Below are 16,087 nucleotides of genomic sequence, written 5' to 3' on the forward strand. Positions count from 1 at the left end.
GGCTGGCCGCGCCGCCCGGTCCGGCGGCGCCTGACGGAAGAGGAGGTGCCGATGGAGAACAACAACCACACGTCCGAGCCGGTGGGCCCGCCGCCGTCCGATCGAACGGCACCGCAACGGCCATCTCTGCCAGACGGCGAGGCGCCGGGCGAGCAGGGCGGATTCCTTCAGCGGAACCTGGGCAAGATGCTGGTGGCCGGCGGGGCGGCGGCAGCCCTGGCCGCGCTCGCCGTGCGGAGCAACGCCGGATCGGCCGACGAACCGGGGGATTCTCCCGACCTTGGGCAGGCGGCAGCGCCGGATCTGGTTGCCGGCACCGCCGGGATCCCGCAGCCCGACCGGCAGGACGCCCGGCGCCTGCTCCGCCGCGCGATGTCGAACGCCGATGCCCTGCTGGACGCCAGCGGCATCCCCACGGAGGGCGCGTGCACCACGACCCGGGACTGGCACGCCCTCATGCGGCGGATGATCCGGCGCCAGATCGCCGCCATGGAACGGCCCGCCCTGTGCCGCTCGCCCCAGGAGGCCATGGTCGTCCAGACGCACATGATCGCGGAGCAGACGGACATGGCTCTGCGCGGCTGGCTGGCCATGGTGCCCAGCCAGGTCGAGGCGACCTCCCGGGTCGTACGGGGCGTCGCCGATCAGGCGTCGCGCGGCCCCGGCGAGCGCGATGCCATGACATGAAGCGGGAACGTCGCCATGGTGGAAAAGACCATCCTCGTGCTGTCCGGCGGAAACGCCCTCGGCGCCTATCAGGCCGGCGCGTATGAAGCTCTCTCCAGTGCCGGCGTTGAGCCGCACCGCATCGTCGCGGCCTCCGCCGGCGCTGTGAACGCGGCCATCATCGCCGGCAATCCGCCGGAGCGACGCGTCGAGAATCTGCGTCGCTTCTGGGACGAGGCCGCACGCCACGACCCGCCCTGGGCCATGGGGGCCTCCGTCTGGGGTGACGACCGGGCCCGTGTGTTTCACTCCATCCTGTTCGGCAGCCCGACCATCTTCCGGCCGCGCCTTCCCGGCGCCCTGTCGATGCTGCCCGGCATGCCTGGGGACGCCAGCCTGTACGATCTGACCCCCCTGCGCGCCACCCTGGAGCGGGTGATCGATTTCGGGCGCCTGAACGCCGGCGATCCACATCTGACGGTCGTGGCCGTGGACCTGATGACCGGCGAGGAGGTGCGCTTCGACACGCGCGAGGCGCCGATCGGGGCGGATCACCTGGTGGCGAGCAGCAGCTTTCCACCGTTCTTCCCGCCGGTCGGGATCGGAGGGCGGCTGCTGTGCGACGGCGGCATGGGCGCAAACCTGCCGATCGCGGCGGCCTTGGAGGACCGGTCCGAGGAGGATCGCCTGTGCATCGCCATCGACCTGTTCTGTCGGCGCGGCGAGCGTCCGCGAACGGTCGGGCAGGCGACGGATCGGCAGCTCGAACTGCTGCTCACCGCCCAGACCTGGGCGGCGGTCGACGCGCTGCGTCGCACCCACGCGCTGCGCCGGCATCTGCGGACACTGGCTGAGCGGCTGCCGGCCGCGCGCCGGGCGGACGCCGAGGTGGTCGCCGCGATGGCGGACGCGGCGACGGGGGCCGACGGCGGCATCACGCTGCTCCTGCTGAGCCACCGGCCCGTTGCTCACGACGTCGAGATGCGGGCTTTCGATTTTTCCCGCCCTGTGCTGGCCGAGCGCTGGCACGCCGGCCGCGCTGAGATGGCGCACAGCCTCGGGACGTTGGGGACTCGCCGGGCCGGGTCCGGTGAATTCATCGTCCACGCCGCCGGCATGGGCGACGGGCCGGAAATGACGCAATGCCGGGACGGCGGTGCCGGCAGCGCGGATCACGCGACCGCTTCCGGCTGAGCGATGCTTCGCGCCGTCACCATTGGGCCAGGGACGGCACGTGGGCGCCTCCCCGCGTGTAGATCTGCCGCGGCGCGCAATTCGCATCCAGGGACACGACGACGAATCCCGGCTGGTCGGTGAGGCGGACCCAGGCGGAGTAGCCGAGAACGCGCTCGCTGTATCCATCAAGGTGCGCGACGTAGTTGATCGACTGGACCCGTGCCGTGGGGATCCGCGCGCCGGCCAGGGTCGAGGCGGTCGTCCCGGTGCAGCGGTGCGGGGCGAGCCGGTTCAAGGCGGCGGTGGCTCCCGGATCAGGCGTCGCCCTTGCCGGCGGCTGAAGACCGCTGCATGCGCCGGCCACCAACGTGGTCGTCAGCGCGACGAGAACCCCGGCGCGAGGGTGGCGCTTCGTCATGGGAGGCATGTTCCTGTTTCATGGCGTGATGCAAGGGATTCCGCGACTTCGGCGGTCCCTCCTCCTGCAACAAACCTCACGGCGGGCTGTTGCCATCCATGTAGAAGCCAAACCGATGGAGTACCCATGGAGACGAGGGACAAGACGATTGGCGACGCCAAGGCGGTCGCCGAGCCGACGGTGATCTTCACCCACGCGGGGGCCGCCGCGTTCGCCACGATCATCCCGGCCGTGCCCGATGCACCCATCCCGAAGCGGGGCCAACCGCCGGCACGCTAAGCGCGCGCCTTCCACGGCGGGTCCCCGGAAGCGCCGAGACCCGCCCCGTCCGCTGCAACTCCCCTTTGAGGCGAGGCGTGAACCGCTCCGCCGCGCCGTTGCGGAACAGCGACGAAGTGCCGTAGCCTGCCCCCTGTCCCGGTCGACGTGAGGGAGGGGCGCGGCATGTCCATCGACGCGGTCGATCTGAGATTGCTGCGCCTGTTCATGACGGTCGTCGATTCCGGCGGCTTCACCGCGGCCCAGGGCGAGCTGAACCTGTCGCTCTCCACCATCTCCACCCACTTCGCCGAGCTGGAGACGCGGCTCGGCGTGCGGCTGTGCCGGCGCGGCCGCGCCGGTTTCCGGCTGACGCCCGAGGGGCAGGCGGTCTACGACGAGCTGCGGCGCGTCTTCGACACGCTCGACCGCTTCGCCTCGCACGTCCGCGGCCTGCGCGACCGCCTGACGGGCACGCTCGCCGTCGGCCTGGTCGACAACACCATCAGCGATCCCCGGGCGCCGCTGGAGCGGGTGTTCGCCCGCTTCGCCGAGGCGGCACCGGAGGTGCGCCTGGTGGTCAACGTGCGCCCGCCCAACGAGCTGCTGCGCGACGTCATCGGCGGCCAGCTGCAGATCGCCATCGGCAGCTTCCCGCGCATCGTCCCGGGGCTTTCCTACCGCGACCTCTACGACGAGACGAACCACTTCTACTGCGGGCGCGGCCACCCGCTGTTCGCGGCGGACGAGGCGGCGGTGGAGATCGACGACGTGCGCCGCCACCGCCTGGTCGCCCGCAGCTACTGGGGGTCGCGCGACCTGAAGATCTTCGCCATCGCCACGCCGCACGCCACGGTCAGCGACATGGAGAGTGCGGCGCGCCTGATCCTGTCCGGCGCCTACATCGGCTACCTGCCCGACCACTACGCCGCCCCCTACGTCGCCGAGGGGCGGCTGCGGGCGCTGCGCCCGTCGCTGCTGTCCTACCGCGCCCCGTTCCAGGCGGTCGACGATCCGGGCCGCGCCGACAACCCGGCGGTCCAGCTCTTCCTGACCCTGCTGGGGGAGGAGGTGCCGCCGCGCCCCGCCGGTCACCGGCCGCGCCAGACCGGCGGACGCTTGGCGAGGAAGGCGTCGACCCCCTCGCGGAAGTCGTCGCTGGTGTAGCAGGCGACGATCAGGTCGCGGTCGTCGGCGCCCGGCCCCTCGTCGCGCAGGCGGCGCAGCGCCTCCTTGGTGGTCCGCAGGGTGAGCGGCGCGTGCCCGGCGATGGTGCGGGCGAGCTCGTCGGCCCGCGCCGTCAGGGCGGCGTGGTCGGCCACCACCTCGGACACTAGGCCGGCCGCCTGCGCCTCGGCGGCGTCGAGCAGGCGGGCGGTGAAGATCATCTCCTTGACCCGCGCCGGGCCGATCAGCGCGGCGAGGCGGGCGTGGTTGGCGAGCGACAGGCAGTTGCCGAGCGTGCGGGCGATGGGGAAGCCGAAGCGGGCATCGGCGGTGGCGATGCGCAGGTCGCAGGCCGCCGTGATGCCGGCGCCGCCGCCGGTGCAGGCGCCGGCGACGGCGGCCACGGTGGGGGCGCGGCAGCGCTCCAGCGCGCCCAGCACGCGGTCGATGCGCGCCTCGTAGGCCAGCGCGTCGTCGGCCGTGGCGAAGGCGCGGAACTGGGCGATGTCGGTGCCGGCGGCGAACGCCTTGTCGCCGGCGCCGGTGATCACCAGCACCTTGACCGAATCGTCGGCGTCGATCGCCGCGCAGAGCTCCGCCAGGCGCTCGTACATGCCGAACGTCAGGGCGTTGCGCGCCTGCGGGCGGTTCAGGGTGAGGCGGGCGATGCCGTCCTGCACCGCGTAGAGGATCTCGTCGTCCATGCCTTGCGGGCTCCCTCCCTGTGCCGGCACCGGCGCCGGACCGCCAGCATGCCGCAAAGGGCGCCCCTGACCAAGGCCATGGCCTTGGTCAGGGGTTTCAGGAGGCGGCCGCCGCCCCCGCGGTGCGGAGGTAGGGGTGGCGGCGGCGCCACCCGGCCAGCGCCGCCGCCGTCAAGCGGGCTCCGGCGAGAGCCGGGCGCGTCCCGTCGAGCGCCGCCAGCACCGTGCCGTCGGGGGCGACGATGCGGCTGTGGCCGCGGAAGACGAAGTCGCCGTCGCGGCCGGCGGCGTCGGCGTACACGAGGTAGCTCACGTTCTCGTACGCCCGCGCACGGACCAGCGCGTCGGGGATCACGGCGTAGCCGTCGTTGGTGGCGCTCAGCGCCAACAGCGTGTCGGCCCCCCGACGCACCAGGTCGCGCGCCGTCTCCGGCCCGTCGAGGTCGTGGCAGATCAGGAAGCCGAGGGCGAAGCCGTTCCACGGCAGGACCGGCGACGGGGCGCCCGGCGCGAACAGCGCCCGCTCGTGGTCGCCCCACAGGTTGAGCTTGCGGTAGACCCCGGCGAGCGCGCCGTCCCCGGCGATGGCGACGGCGGCGTTGTAGAGCGTCGCGCCGTCCCGTTCGGCGAAGCCGGCGACCAGCCCCGTGCCGGCGGCGGCGGCCAGCGAGCGCAGCCGGCCGACGACGTCGGAGTCCCGGCCGACCGCCAGACGGCGCACCCGCTCCGCGTCGCCGTACCCGCACAGGGCGAGTTCCGGCAGCACCAGCAGATCGGCCCCGGCAGCCGCGCGCAGGGTGCGGGCGACCATGTCCAGCGCCGCATCGTGGCCGGCCGGCGGCCCGTCGGGCTGGGCGACCCGGACGTCGAGACGGCCCGGGGTCACGACGGGCCGCCCGCCGGGGACACGCGCAGTTCGACGCCGCGCGGCCGCCCGTCGGCGCCGTTGATGACGATGAGGTCCTGCGGGCAGGCCGACACGGCGAACAGGCAGTCCGTCTCGGCGACCAGCGCCACGAAGTCGCCGGGGGCCGCCCCGCCGGGATGGTCCCTGAGCTCGCGGTCGCCTTCGACGACCGTGTGCATGAAGAGGTTCCACGGCGTGGGGACGACGCCGTCCGGCAGGATGTGCCCCGCCGCCGTCAGGACGGCGCGCAGATTGTCGGAGCAGTTGGCGTGGTGGCCGTCGAACCCGTAGTAGAGGCGATAGCTCTCCGCGCAGCAGGCCGGGCACAGGGTGTCGTGGACGCCGGGCGACCGGTCCTCCACGAAGCGCAGGATCGGCCGCAGGCGGTTGGTGACCAGCACGTCGCCCGGGCGGAACATCAGGCGGTGGTGATGGACGCGCGTGTGCTCCATCGACAGGTACTCGCACCCGCCGACGGCCGGCCGGGGGAACGCCCAGGTGTCCACCACCTGGCCGCCGTGGACGTTGACGACGGCGACGCGGTCCCCCGCCTTCAGGGGAACGGCACGCGCGCCGCGTGCCGGCACCGGGATCACGGTCTCGGGCATGGTCCTCCTTCCCGCCGGCCGGACGGCGGCTCAGTGGCGGCTCAGTAGTCGAAGCGGTCGCGCCAGCGCCGGGAGAAGACCGGCCGGTCGTCCTCGAAGGCGTCGTAGGCCGCTTCGAGCACCAGCTTGCCGTCCTCCCAGAAGACGTCGCTGCGGCTTTCCAGGCGGACCGCCCACCCCGGGCGTTCGTAGCGCTGCACGCTCTCGAAATGGGCGCGGGCGGAGGTCGGGTCCGCGGGCAGGATCGAGTAGCCGTGCCCGCCGTGCCCACCCAGGGTGAGGTCGCCGAGCCGGACCGTCGGGCGCCGCGTCCGCGACGTCAGTTCGGACCGCCCCGTCGTGGCGTCCCAGGCGACGGTGCGGACCACGTCGCCGGGGTCGACCGTCTCGCAGGGGATGGGCGGCGCCGACACCGGAGGGCCGAACGGAGGGAGGCTGTGGACCGCCTCGGCCGGCATGCCCGGCAGGCGGAACACGGCGGCGTCGGGATGGAGGGTGATGGCGCCGCGGCCATGCTCCGGCCAGACGAACGGCCAGTAGGTGGTCGACAGCGCCAGGCGGATGCGGCTGCCCGCGGCGAACGCGTAGGCCACGCCCTTCAGCGGGATCTCGGCGGAGAAGCGCTCCCCGGCGGCGACGCCGGCGGGGCGGCGGATGCGCCGGACCGCGAAGGTGACGCGGGCCGAGGTGCCGTCGGCCGCCACCTCGTTCAGGCGCACGATCACCGTCGCCGTCTCGCCGTCCATGGCGAGGTCGAGCGCCAGCCGGGGGATGCCCACCACCTCGACGGGGCGGTCGAGCACCGCGGTGTCGAAGCAGACGGACAGGCCGTCGTCCTGTCGGTTGTCGCCCTGGAACTCCGGACCGTCGCCGCCGCCGTCGAGCGGGCACCATTCGCCGGCGAAGGCGCCGAGATGCTGCGGCGTGTCGACGCGCACCGGCGCCGCCGCGGCCGGCGACGTCGGCGTGAGCGCGCGGTCGTCGAGATGGAACGCCGCCGCCGGACCCTCGCACGGCCAGCCGGGAACGGCGATCCAGCGCCCGTCGATCGCGGGATGGCGCGGGTGCGGCTTGAGGTCCCGGCCGACCCACAGGCGCAGCATCGGCTCGTCCATGATGCCGGTCTCCTCGTCCAGCAGCCAGTGGCGCCACCAGCGCATGCACTCCTCGAGGAAGCCGATCTTCGGCCCGGGCACGCCCCAGTTGGGATACATGTGGGTCCACGGCCCGATCAGCCCCTTGCGCGGCCCCTTCAGGTTCTCCATCAGCCGCAGCACCGGGTCCGAATAGCCGTCGGTCCAGCCCGTCACCGCGTAGACCGCGCATTCGATGTCGCCGTAGTTCTCGCAGACCGAGCCGTGCTTCCAGAACGCGTCGCGCTCCATGTGCGCGAACCAGCGCCGCAGCGGCGGCTCCAGGTGCTCCAGACGGTTCATCCAGAGGTCGCGCCACCGCTCGCCGACGTGGGCGGGATCGGCCGGCCGGCCAAGCTGGGCGAACAGGCCGGAGCCCCACTGCATGCCGTCGATCAGCAGGCCACCGCCCATGAAGTGGACGTCGTCGCTGTAGCGGTCGTCGGTGGAGCAGCAGGTGACGATGGCCTTGAGGGCGGGCGGGCGGCGGGCGGCGATCTGCAGGCCGGCGAAACCGCCCCACGAGATGCCGATGATGCCGACCTTGCCGTTGCACCAGTCCTGCCCGGCCAGCCAGGCGATGACCTCGCAGGCGTCGTCCTGCTCCTGCCGGAGGTATTCGTCGTGCAGCAGCCCCTCGGAATTGCCGCTGCCGCGCAGGTCGACGCGGACCGAGGCGATCCCGTTCATGGCGAAGTAGCCGTGGACCATGGAGTCGCCGACCGCCGTGTTGTCCGACTGGCGGTAGGGGATCCACTCCAGGACGACCGGCACCTTGGCGGCGGCCGGCGTCTCGGGCAGCCACAGGCGCCCCGTCAGGACGACGCCGTCGGACATCGGAATGGTGATCTGCCGGAAGGGGGCCGGCCGGTCGCCGAGGTGGCTGTTCTCCATCTTCGCTCCTTCAGGTTTCTTGCGGCGGGAGGCCGGGGACGGCGGGCCGCGCCGGTTTGGGACGGTCGGATGTGGCGGGAACGGATTCGGGATGGGCCGGCAGGCTGCGCACGGCGAGCGCCGAGGCGGCGCACAGCAGGCCGCCGGCGATGAAGGTGAAGGGCATGCCGAGCCAGTCGCCGAGCGCGCCGACGACGACGGAGCCCAGGGGCACGGTGCCGAGCATCATCATCGAGTACATCGCCATGACGCGGCCGCGGAACGCCGGCGGGGCGAAATGCTGGAGCAGGGTGTTGGAGGCGAGGTTCTGCGACAGGATGGCGAAGCCCATGGGCAGCGCCAGGACCGCGGTGAGCGCGAGGTCGTCCGAGGCGCCGATGCCGACCTGCACCAGGCCGAGCAGCAGGCTCGACCACACGGGGTAGAGGCGCAGCACCGCCAGATTGTCGAAGAGCGTCAGCGCGACGGCGGCGGCGACGGCGCCGACGCCGGTGATGCTCATCAGCATGCCGGCGACGCCGGCGTCGGCATGCAGCATCTGGTTGGTCAGCGCCGGCAGGAAGGAGAAGTAGGGCACGCTGGTGAAGCTGCACACCCCGACCAGGAACAGGATGCGCGTGGCGGCGGCGTCGCCGCGCACGAAGGCGAGCCCCCTGCGCATCTCCGTGAGGAACCCGCCGCCCGGCGCCCGCGCCTCGAGGGGAACGCCGCGCAAGGTCGCCAGGACGCGCAGCATCGGGAGATAGGCCAGCGCCTTCAGGACGAAGCACCAGCCCTCGCCGAACGTCGCGACGATCGCCCCGCCCACCGCCGGACCGACCAGCCGGGCGGCGTTGAACAGCATGGAGTTGAGGGCGATGGCGTTGCGCAGGTCGTCCAGCCCGACCAGCTCGGCGACGAAAGCCTGGCGCGCCGGGCTGTCGAAGGCCGTCACCACGCCGATCGCCAGGGTCATGCCGAGCACGACCGCCACCGTCACCCGGCCGGAGAGGGTCAGCCCGGCGAGCACCGCGACCAGCACGACGAAGGCCGTCTGGGTCACCACCAGCAGGCGGCGGCGGTCCATGCGGTCGCACACGGTGCCGGCCACCGGCCCCAGAACGAAGGTCGGGCCGAGGTCGCACAGCGCCAGCAGGCCGAGCAGCCAGGGCGAGGCGCTGAGCCGCCACATCAGCCAGCCGATGGCCAGCGAATGGATCCAGGACCCCACCACCAGCGGCGTCTGGGCCAGGAAGTAGCGGCGGTAGAGCGGATTGCGCAAGGCGCGCGCGGCGCGTTGCCGCCACCGCGCGGGCGCCGGCTCCGGGGTCGCCACGGTCATCGGCCGGCCCCCGGGGCCGGGCGGCGTCCGCCACGGCCAGGACGCCGGGGCAAACCCGGGAGCGCCCCCGGGTTCGGACGGGGGATCATGCCGCCGCGAACTCCCTGAGGAGCGCCCACTGGCCGTCCGGGGTCCACGCCCCCTTCAGGCCCTTGGGCGACAGCCAGGCGTTGACGCCGTGGTAGAGGAAGACATAGGCGCCGGTCTCCTCCAGCTCGTTCTGGAGATCGACGTACATGGCGGCACGCTTGGCGGGATCGGCCTCCTCCGCCGCCTTGGCGTTCGCCTCGTCCCAGGCGGCGTCGCAGGTCCGCTGGAAGTTCCAGACGCCGACCTGGTCGCACTTGAACCATTCGGTGACCCAGCTCGGGTCGGGGGCGGTGGTGAAGGTGATGAAGAAGAGCTCGATCTCCTTCCAGGTGCCGCCCTCCTTGTCCTGCTGCTGGGCGGTCAGCGTGGCGTCGTCCATCTGCCGCACGTCCAGGGTGATGCCGACCTGGGCGAGCTGCACCTGGATGACCTGGGCGGCGACCAGCAGGTCGGCGTCGGTGCCGAACTCCAGCTTGAGGCGCAGCCCGTCGACCCCGGCCTCGGCGAGCAGGGCCTTCGCCGCCCCGGCGTCGTAGGGGTAGAGAAGCGCGTCGCGCGCCCCCAGCAGGGGCGGGGGGATGATGCCGTGGGCCGGCTGCACGGCCCCGCCGAAGGTCGCGTCGATCACCTCGGGCACGTTGATCGCCCGCTGGATGGCGCGGCGGACGCGGACGTCGGCCAGCTTCGGGTTCTCGATGTTCATGCCCATCCAGGTGTAGGCCAGCGCCGGCTTCACCGTCAGGTCCGCCTTGCCGCCCTGGCGCTGCTCGATAGAGCTGATGGCGATCTGCGTGACGTCGAGGTCGCCCGCGTCGAAGGCCGTCTCCGCCGCCGTCCTGTCGGCGACCGGGTAGAGCTGGATCTCGTCGAAGTAGGGCTGCGGCCCGCTCCAGTCCGGGTTGCGCGTCAGGGTGATGCGCTCCGCCGGCTGCCACCGGGACAGCCGGTAGGGGCCGGAGGTGGCCAGCGGATCGGTGCCGATGGTCCCGCCGTTCTTCTCGACCGCGGCCTTGCAGACGATCAGGCCCGACGCGTGCGGCAGGGTGCTTGTGAACAGCGGCGCGAACGGCTTCTTCAGGTGGATGATGCCCGACTGCGGCCCGGTCACCTCGACGCCGTCGAGCGCCGCCCAGTCCGAGGCGTACACCGCGTTGACCTTGGGATCGGCGAAGCGCTCGTAGGAGTACTTGACGTCCTCGGCCGTCACCGCGCCGAAGCCGTTCGACCAGGTCATCCCGGGCCGCAGCCGGAAGGGAATGGCGAGCGGGTCCGCGGCATCGATGCTCTCCGCCGCGTCGGGCTGCCAGCCCCACTCGTCGCCCGCCTTGTACCGGACGAGGCCGGAGAAGATCGCGAACATCACGGTCTCGTCGTACCAGCCGCCGCGCGTCGCCGGGTCGAGGTTGCGGATGTCGCCGTCGTTGCGGATCTTCAGCGTCCGGCCCTCGACGGCGAAGGCGGCGCGGCCGCCGAGCAGGCTCGGACCGGCCGCGCCGAGGGTGGCGGCGCTCAGCGCCTTCAGCATCTGCCGGCGATGGAGGAGGGGCGAAATCATGAGGGGCTCCATGCGGTTGTGGGGGTGGGCGCCGCGGGCTCATCGCCGGGACCGGCTCGGTCCAGCGGGAAATGGCATCGCACCTGGTGCTGCCCGCCGAGCGGCCGCTCCGCGGGCGCCTCGCGCCGGCAGAGCTCCCGGGCGACCGGGCAGCGGGTGTGGAACTCGCACCCCCGGGGGCGGCGCCGCAGGCTCGGCACCTCGCCGCGCAGCGGCGGCCCGCCGCCGGAGCCGCCGTGGGCGCCCAGGAGCGCGCGGGTGTAGGGGTGGGCGGGGCGGGCGAACAGGTCGGCCGTGCGCGCGCTCTCGACGATCCGCCCGAGATACATCACGGCGACGCGGTCGGTGACGTGGCGGGCGACCGCCAGATTGTGGGTGATGAAGAGGAAGCTGACCGACGCCGCCGCCTGGATGGCGGCCAGCAGGTTGAGCAGTTCGCCCTGGACCGACAGGTCCAGCCCGGCCGTGGGCTCGTCGGCGATCACCAGTTTGGGCCGGAGCGCCAGCGCCCGGGCGACGGTGACGCGGCGGGCCTGGCCGCCGGAGACCTGGTGGGGAAAGCGTTCGGCGAAGTCCGGCGACAGACCGACCTCGACCAGCAGCTCGACGGCGCGCCGGCGCCGTTCCGCGCCGCCGACGCCCTGGATCGCCAGGGGCTCGGTGATGGAGGCGGCGAGCCGCATCCGCGGGTCGAGCGCCGCCACCGGGTCCTGGAACATGAAGCCGATGTTGCGGCGGATCTCCCGCCAGGCGGCGTCCTTGCGGCCGGTGACGACGGCGCCGGCGACGGCGACCGAGCCGGCGGCGATCGGCGTCAGGCCGCCGATCGCCCGGCCCAGCGTCGTCTTGCCGCTGCCGCTCTCGCCGACGAGCCCCAGCGTCTCGCCCTCGCCGACCGACAGGCTGACCCGGTCGAGGACGACGACCTCCCGCGGTTCGCCCCGCAGCGCGTCGACCAGCGACCCGGCGGGATAGCGCACGACCAGATCGTTCACCTCGAGCAGCGGGATCATGGGCCGGTCACCAGGTGGCAGGACACGCGGGAGCCGTCGACGAGGTGCGGCGGCGGCCTGTCCCGCCGGCAGCGCTCGCCCGCCTCGGCGCAGCGGGTGGAGAAGACGCAGCCCGGCGGCAGCGCGGTCGGGCTGGGAACGGTCCCGGGAATCGTCGGCAGGTGGCGCGACGGGGTGGCGATCCGCGCCGGGTCGCAGGCGAGCAGCGCCCGCGTGTAGGGATGCCGCGGCCGGTCCAGCACCGCGGCGACCGGCCCGCTCTCGACCAGCTCGCCGGCGTACAGGACGGCGACGTCGTCGCACAGCCGGCGCACGACTCCCATGTCGTGGGTGACGAAGACGATCGAGCCTTCGACGAGGCCGCGCATCTCGCGGATGATCTCGATGACCTCGGCCTCGGTGGTGGCGTCCAGCGCGGTGGTCGGCTCGTCGGCGATCAGCAGCTTGGGGCGGACGAGCAGCGCCGCGGCGATCGCCACGCGCTGGCGCAGGCCGCCGGAGAGCTGGTGCGGGTACTGGCCGAGCCGCGCCTCGGGATCGGACACGCCGACGCGGCGCAGCATGTCGGCCGCCCGCGCCCGCTTGTCGGCCCGCGACAGGCCGTCGAGCCGGTGCTGGAACTCGACGAGCTGGGTGCCGATCGTCGTCACCGGGTTGAGCGCGGTGAACGGGTCCTGCGACACCGTGGCGACGTCGCGGCCCCGCAGGCTGCGCCGCTCCCGCTCGCCCATGCGGTAGAGGTCCTTCCCGTCGATGAGGATCGTCCCGCCGATCCGCGCCGAGCGCGGCAGCAGCGCCAGCATGGCGCCGACCATGCTCGACTTGCCCGAGCCGCTCTCGCCCACCAGGCCGAGGATGCGGCCGCGGCCGAGCGACAGGGTGACGTCCCGCACGGCCGGCACCGGGGCCGCGTCCCCGGCGTAGGTGATCGAGAAGCCGCGGATGTCGACGATGGCGTCCATGGTCAGCGCCGCCCCGCGCTCTTGGGATCGAGGACGTCGCGCAACGCCTCGCCGAGGAAGGTGAAGGCGACGGTGGAGACGACCACCGGCACCCCCGCCGCGACGGCGATGTGCGGGGCCTGGCGCAGGAAGCTGTAGCCGTCGCTGAGCATCGTGCCCCAGCTCGGCTCCGGCGGCTGGATTCCCTGGCCGAGGAAGGACAGCCCGGACTCGATGCCGATCACCGCCGGGATGTCCATGGCGATCAGCACGACGATCGGACCCAGAAGGTTGGGCACGAGATGGGTGACGGCGATCCGCAGGGACGAGGCGCCCATGACCTGGGCCGCCGTCACGAAGTCCATGCGGCGCAGCACCAGCACCTGGTTGCGGACGATGCGGAAATAGCCGGGCGCCATGGCGAAGGAGATGACGGCGACCAGCGTGGCGAGGCTGGGGCCGTAGACGGCGACGATCGCCAGCGCGAAGAGGATCATCGGCAGCGCCCGCATGGCGTCGCACAGCAGGACCAGCAGGCCGTCGAGCCAGCGCCCGCCGAGCCCGGCCAGGATGCCCAGCGCGGCGCCCAGCCCGAGCGCCGCCAGGGTTCCGGTCAGCGCCACCTTGAGGGCGATGCCGGTGCCGAAGATCACCCGGGAGAGGACGTCGCGGCCGAGCTGGTCGGTGCCCAGCCAGTGCTCCCACGATGGGCCCTGGAAGCGGGCGCGCGGGGCGATCCGGACGGGATCGTAGGGCGCGATCCAGGGCGCGAGGACGGCGCACAGGACGAGGGCGACGACGACCAGCAGCGCGGCGGCGCCCACCGGCCTGGCGGACAGGCGGCGCCGGCCGGCGGCCAGGGCGGCGCTGCCGCGCACCCGCCACGCCAGCGGCGGCGACGTCTCCTGGGCGAGCGCCATCGTCAGGCCTCCTTGCGGATGCGCGGGTCGAGGAAGGCGGCGAGGACGTCGGTCGCCAGGTTGGCGACGACGTAGAGCAGCGTCGTCACGACGACCGTGCCGAGCAGCACCGGGAAGTTGCGGGAGGTCACCGCGTCGTACGCCAGCGAGCCGAGGCCGGGCCGCGAGAACACCACCTCGACCAGCACCGCCCCCGACAGCAGGTTGCCGAGGCCGACGCCGATCACCGCGACCACCGGGATCATGGCGATCGGCAGGCCGAAGCGCAGGGCGATCCGGGCGTCGGACACCCCGAAGGCCCGGTAGGTCCGGACATGGTTCTCGTGCAGCGTCTCCAGAAGCGAGGCGCGCACGAGGCGGGCGATGTAGCCGACCCAGCCGATGCCGACGGCGAAGGCCGGCAGCGCGAGATGGAGAAGCTGGTCGCCGAGGTCGCCGGACTCCCCGGCCCCCATGGCGGGAAACCAGCCCAGCGTCACGGCGAAGAGGATGAGCGCGTAGATCGCCAGCAGGAAGGACGGCAGCGCGATGACGGCGGTGGAGAAGACGCCGATCAGCCCGTCGATCCAGCCGTTGGGCCGGAGCGCCGACACGGTGCCCAGCGGCACGCCGCACAGCACCGCCCAGCCGAGCCCGGCGAGCGCCAGCGTCACCGTCTTGGGCAGCGAGGCGGCCACCAGCACCAGGACGGGCTGGCGGGTCAGCAGGTCGGTCCCGAGATCGCCCCGCGCCAGATTGGCCAGGAAGTGGAACGCCTGCACGGCGATCGAGCGGTCGAGCCCCATCGCCTGGCGGAAGACCTCCTTCTGCTCCTCGCTGGCGCGCGGCCCCAGCGCGATCGTCGCCGGGTCGCCGGGCACGAGGTAGATGAGACAGAACAGGATCAGCAGGGCCGTCAGCAGCACGCCGACCGACAGGGCCATCTGCCTCAGAACGTATCCGGTCACGCCACTCCTCCGCCTTGCCGCACCCCAGGAGGTCCGCCGCGAGCCCGCCGCGTCATCCGCGACAAGCCGGCCCGGCCGTGATATTCTACGAAAGATATCACTGGATGCACTACGGTGCGCAAGCCGTTTTTTTGCGGCGCACCATCATTCGCCCGGCGACGGCCTCCGGCGGCGGGCGACAAAAAAGCCGGTATGGGAGAGAAGACAGGAATGATCAGACCGACCACCAGCGTCCCGGAGGACCCGGGGCACCGCGCCAGGGGGTCCCTGGCGGATCGGGCCTACGCCATCATCCGCAGGGACATCGTCTCCTGGACCCTCAAGCCGGGCGACGCCTTCACCGAGATGGACGTCGCCGCCCGCCTCGCCATGAGCAAGACGCCGGTGCGGGAGGCCTTGATGCGGCTGCAGTTCGACGGCCTCGTGAAGGCGTACCCGCGGCGCGGCTACGTCGTCGAACCGATCAAGGTCTCGCACATCAACGACATCTTCGACCTGCGGGTGATCCTCGAGCGGGGAGCCACCGAGCTGGCGGTGGCGCGGGCCGACCCGGAGGAGCTGGACCGGCTCGCGGAACTGGCCGCGGCGATTCCGTACGAGCGCTACCACGCCGACGCCGAACGCGCCCGCGACGTCAACGACGCCTTCCACGAGGGCATCGCCCTCGCGTCACGGAACGAGCGCCTGCACCGCACCCTCGCCCAGCTGCTCAAGGAGATGGAACGCTTCTTCCACATCGAGGCGCAGGCGCCGCAGCCGCGGACGGAGGCCTACGCCACCCACCGCGACATCGTCGAGGCGATGAGACGGGGCGAAGCGGCGGCCGCCGGCGACGCCATGGTCGACCACATCGAAGGGACGCGCCGGGTGCTGCTGGCGTCCGTGTTCGACGCCAACCGCCGCCTCCCGCTGCTGCTGTGACGGGGCAGGGACGATCGTGCGGACCGCGCGGGAGCGTGCCGGTGTAGGATGGCGCCCGCGGCCGGCGGAGGCCGGCCGCGCGGCCAATGGAGGAAACCACCCGATGAACCGGCCCCGCAGCCCCCGCCGACGGCGCCCGACGATTCCCGCCATCCTGCTGTCGCTTGCCGCCGCCGCCTGCGCGTCGCCGCCGGACCGGCCCGCCGCGGTGCGGTGCGAAGCGCCGGCGGCGGCGGCGGCCGACCGGCCGTCCTGCGCCGACCGGCTGGCGGCCCTGCCGGACGCCGGCGCGCCGCTCGCCCCCCGGCACTGCCCGCTGGTCGACCGGGTGGTCCGCCCGGGGGAGGCGGTCACCATGGACTTCAACCCGCAGCGCCTGACGGTGCGGGTCGACGACGGCGGCCGCATCGAGGAGAAGGCGTGCAAGTGAGCGCCGGGAGCGGCGCCG

The 16,087-nt window shown here is 73.1% G+C and carries 17 protein-coding genes; 6 read left to right on the forward strand and 11 right to left on the reverse strand.

Annotation, left to right across the window (positions count from 1 at the left end; translation table 11 throughout):
* Nucleotides 1-51 precede the first annotated feature (51 nt).
* Both ACSBPG_RS05545 and ACSBPG_RS05550 read left to right on the forward strand, forming a co-directional pair.
* Nucleotides 52-687, forward strand: coding sequence for a hypothetical protein (locus ACSBPG_RS05545; protein WP_435536125.1), 636 nt, complete (start codon nt 52-54; stop codon nt 685-687).
* Nucleotides 688-702: 15 nt separating this feature from the next.
* Nucleotides 703-1,860 carry a patatin-like phospholipase family protein gene (locus tag ACSBPG_RS05550; protein ID WP_435536126.1) on the forward strand — a complete coding sequence of 386 codons (1,158 nt, stop codon included), beginning with the start codon at nt 703-705 and terminating at the stop codon, nt 1,858-1,860.
* Nucleotides 1,861-1,876: 16 nt separating this feature from the next.
* Here the strand turns inward: ACSBPG_RS05550 and ACSBPG_RS05555 are convergent, their stop codons facing one another.
* Complete coding sequence (locus tag ACSBPG_RS05555) at nt 1,877-2,260, reverse strand: hypothetical protein (RefSeq protein ID WP_435536127.1); 384 nt, start codon at nt 2,258-2,260, stop codon at nt 1,877-1,879.
* Between the two features lie 126 nt (nt 2,261-2,386).
* On the opposite strand from ACSBPG_RS05555, the gene ACSBPG_RS05560 reads away from it, so the two are divergent.
* Together ACSBPG_RS05560 and ACSBPG_RS05565 are read left to right on the forward strand one after the other, a co-directional pair.
* Entirely contained in the window at nt 2,387-2,539 is a 153-nt protein-coding gene (locus tag ACSBPG_RS05560) for a hypothetical protein (RefSeq protein ID WP_435536128.1), read from the forward strand.
* Between the two features lie 165 nt (nt 2,540-2,704).
* Nucleotides 2,705-3,685: a LysR family transcriptional regulator gene (locus ACSBPG_RS05565; RefSeq protein ID WP_435536129.1), complete on the forward strand. Its 981-nt coding sequence runs from the start codon at nt 2,705-2,707 to the stop codon at nt 3,683-3,685.
* Here the strand turns inward: ACSBPG_RS05565 and ACSBPG_RS05570 are convergent.
* From ACSBPG_RS05570 to ACSBPG_RS05615, 10 genes are all read right to left on the reverse strand, one after another.
* Nucleotides 3,610-4,389 (reverse strand): enoyl-CoA hydratase/isomerase family protein, encoded by a 780-nt coding sequence (locus ACSBPG_RS05570; RefSeq protein WP_435536130.1) that lies wholly within the window; start codon nt 4,387-4,389, stop codon nt 3,610-3,612. The two genes, ACSBPG_RS05565 and ACSBPG_RS05570, sit on opposite strands and share 76 nt — an antisense overlap.
* A gap of 97 nt (nt 4,390-4,486) precedes the next feature.
* On the reverse strand, nt 4,487-5,275 hold the full coding sequence (locus ACSBPG_RS05575; protein ID WP_435536131.1) for a nitrilase-related carbon-nitrogen hydrolase: 789 nt from the start codon (nt 5,273-5,275) through the stop codon (nt 4,487-4,489).
* Entirely contained in the window at nt 5,272-5,904 is a 633-nt protein-coding gene (locus ACSBPG_RS05580; protein WP_435536132.1) for a DUF1989 domain-containing protein, read from the reverse strand. Before ACSBPG_RS05580 ends, ACSBPG_RS05575 begins: the two co-directional genes overlap by 4 nt.
* Before the next feature lie 41 nt (nt 5,905-5,945).
* Entirely contained in the window at nt 5,946-7,931 is a 1,986-nt protein-coding gene (locus ACSBPG_RS05585) for a CocE/NonD family hydrolase (protein WP_435536133.1), read from the reverse strand.
* Between the two features lie 10 nt (nt 7,932-7,941).
* Nucleotides 7,942-9,252, reverse strand: a complete 1,311-nt coding sequence (locus ACSBPG_RS05590) for an MFS transporter (protein ID WP_435536134.1) — start codon at nt 9,250-9,252, stop codon at nt 7,942-7,944.
* Nucleotides 9,253-9,337: 85 nt separating this feature from the next.
* The gene (locus ACSBPG_RS05595) at nt 9,338-10,897 is read right to left on the reverse strand and encodes an ABC transporter substrate-binding protein (RefSeq protein ID WP_435536135.1); all 1,560 of its coding nucleotides are present in this window, start codon (nt 10,895-10,897) and stop codon (nt 9,338-9,340) included.
* Nucleotides 10,894-11,910: an ABC transporter ATP-binding protein gene (locus ACSBPG_RS05600; RefSeq protein WP_435536136.1), complete on the reverse strand. Its 1,017-nt coding sequence runs from the start codon at nt 11,908-11,910 to the stop codon at nt 10,894-10,896. The genes ACSBPG_RS05595 and ACSBPG_RS05600 overlap by 4 nt, the downstream gene beginning before the upstream one ends.
* A complete protein-coding gene (locus ACSBPG_RS05605; RefSeq protein ID WP_435536137.1) occupies nt 11,907-12,872 on the reverse strand; it encodes an ABC transporter ATP-binding protein in 966 nt (321 codons plus the stop codon). Before ACSBPG_RS05605 ends, ACSBPG_RS05600 begins: the two co-directional genes overlap by 4 nt.
* A gap of 2 nt (nt 12,873-12,874) precedes the next feature.
* Nucleotides 12,875-13,771: an ABC transporter permease gene (locus tag ACSBPG_RS05610; protein ID WP_435536138.1), complete on the reverse strand. Its 897-nt coding sequence runs from the start codon at nt 13,769-13,771 to the stop codon at nt 12,875-12,877.
* Nucleotides 13,772-13,773: 2 nt separating this feature from the next.
* Nucleotides 13,774-14,718: an ABC transporter permease gene (locus ACSBPG_RS05615; RefSeq protein ID WP_435536139.1), complete on the reverse strand. Its 945-nt coding sequence runs from the start codon at nt 14,716-14,718 to the stop codon at nt 13,774-13,776.
* 210 nt (nt 14,719-14,928) lie between these two features.
* On the opposite strand from ACSBPG_RS05615, the gene ACSBPG_RS05620 reads away from it, so the two are divergent.
* Nucleotides 14,929-15,639 carry a GntR family transcriptional regulator gene (locus tag ACSBPG_RS05620; protein WP_435536140.1) on the forward strand — a complete coding sequence of 237 codons (711 nt, stop codon included), beginning with the start codon at nt 14,929-14,931 and terminating at the stop codon, nt 15,637-15,639.
* Between the two features lie 103 nt (nt 15,640-15,742).
* Nucleotides 15,743-16,069, forward strand: coding sequence for an I78 family peptidase inhibitor (locus ACSBPG_RS05625; protein ID WP_435536141.1), 327 nt, complete (start codon nt 15,743-15,745; stop codon nt 16,067-16,069).
* The last annotated feature ends 18 nt before the right edge of the window (nt 16,070-16,087 follow it).

It is taken from the genome of Azospirillum sp. ST 5-10 (assembly GCF_051225715.1).
Taxonomy (GTDB): domain Bacteria; phylum Pseudomonadota; class Alphaproteobacteria; order Azospirillales; family Azospirillaceae; genus Azospirillum.

Coding starts and splice junctions, on each gene's coding strand:
- ACSBPG_RS05625 (WP_435536141.1), top strand. CDS start 15,743: ATGAACCGGCCCCGCAGCCCCCGCCGACGGCGCCCGACGATTCCCGCC.
- ACSBPG_RS05620 (WP_435536140.1), top strand. CDS start 14,929: ATGATCAGACCGACCACCAGCGTCCCGGAGGACCCGGGGCACCGCGCC.
- ACSBPG_RS05595 (WP_435536135.1), bottom strand. CDS start 10,897: ATGATTTCGCCCCTCCTCCATCGCCGGCAGATGCTGAAGGCGCTGAGC.
- ACSBPG_RS05580 (WP_435536132.1), bottom strand. CDS start 5,904: ATGCCCGAGACCGTGATCCCGGTGCCGGCACGCGGCGCGCGTGCCGTT.
- ACSBPG_RS05570 (WP_435536130.1), bottom strand. CDS start 4,389: ATGGACGACGAGATCCTCTACGCGGTGCAGGACGGCATCGCCCGCCTC.
- ACSBPG_RS05600 (WP_435536136.1), bottom strand. CDS start 11,910: ATGATCCCGCTGCTCGAGGTGAACGATCTGGTCGTGCGCTATCCCGCC.
- ACSBPG_RS05605 (WP_435536137.1), bottom strand. CDS start 12,872: ATGGACGCCATCGTCGACATCCGCGGCTTCTCGATCACCTACGCCGGG.
- ACSBPG_RS05590 (WP_435536134.1), bottom strand. CDS start 9,252: ATGACCGTGGCGACCCCGGAGCCGGCGCCCGCGCGGTGGCGGCAACGC.
- ACSBPG_RS05585 (WP_435536133.1), bottom strand. CDS start 7,931: ATGGAGAACAGCCACCTCGGCGACCGGCCGGCCCCCTTCCGGCAGATC.
- ACSBPG_RS05560 (WP_435536128.1), top strand. CDS start 2,387: ATGGAGACGAGGGACAAGACGATTGGCGACGCCAAGGCGGTCGCCGAG.
- ACSBPG_RS05610 (WP_435536138.1), bottom strand. CDS start 13,771: ATGGCGCTCGCCCAGGAGACGTCGCCGCCGCTGGCGTGGCGGGTGCGC.
- ACSBPG_RS05555 (WP_435536127.1), bottom strand. CDS start 2,260: ATGACGAAGCGCCACCCTCGCGCCGGGGTTCTCGTCGCGCTGACGACC.
- ACSBPG_RS05550 (WP_435536126.1), top strand. CDS start 703: ATGGTGGAAAAGACCATCCTCGTGCTGTCCGGCGGAAACGCCCTCGGC.
- ACSBPG_RS05565 (WP_435536129.1), top strand. CDS start 2,705: ATGTCCATCGACGCGGTCGATCTGAGATTGCTGCGCCTGTTCATGACG.
- ACSBPG_RS05545 (WP_435536125.1), top strand. CDS start 52: ATGGAGAACAACAACCACACGTCCGAGCCGGTGGGCCCGCCGCCGTCC.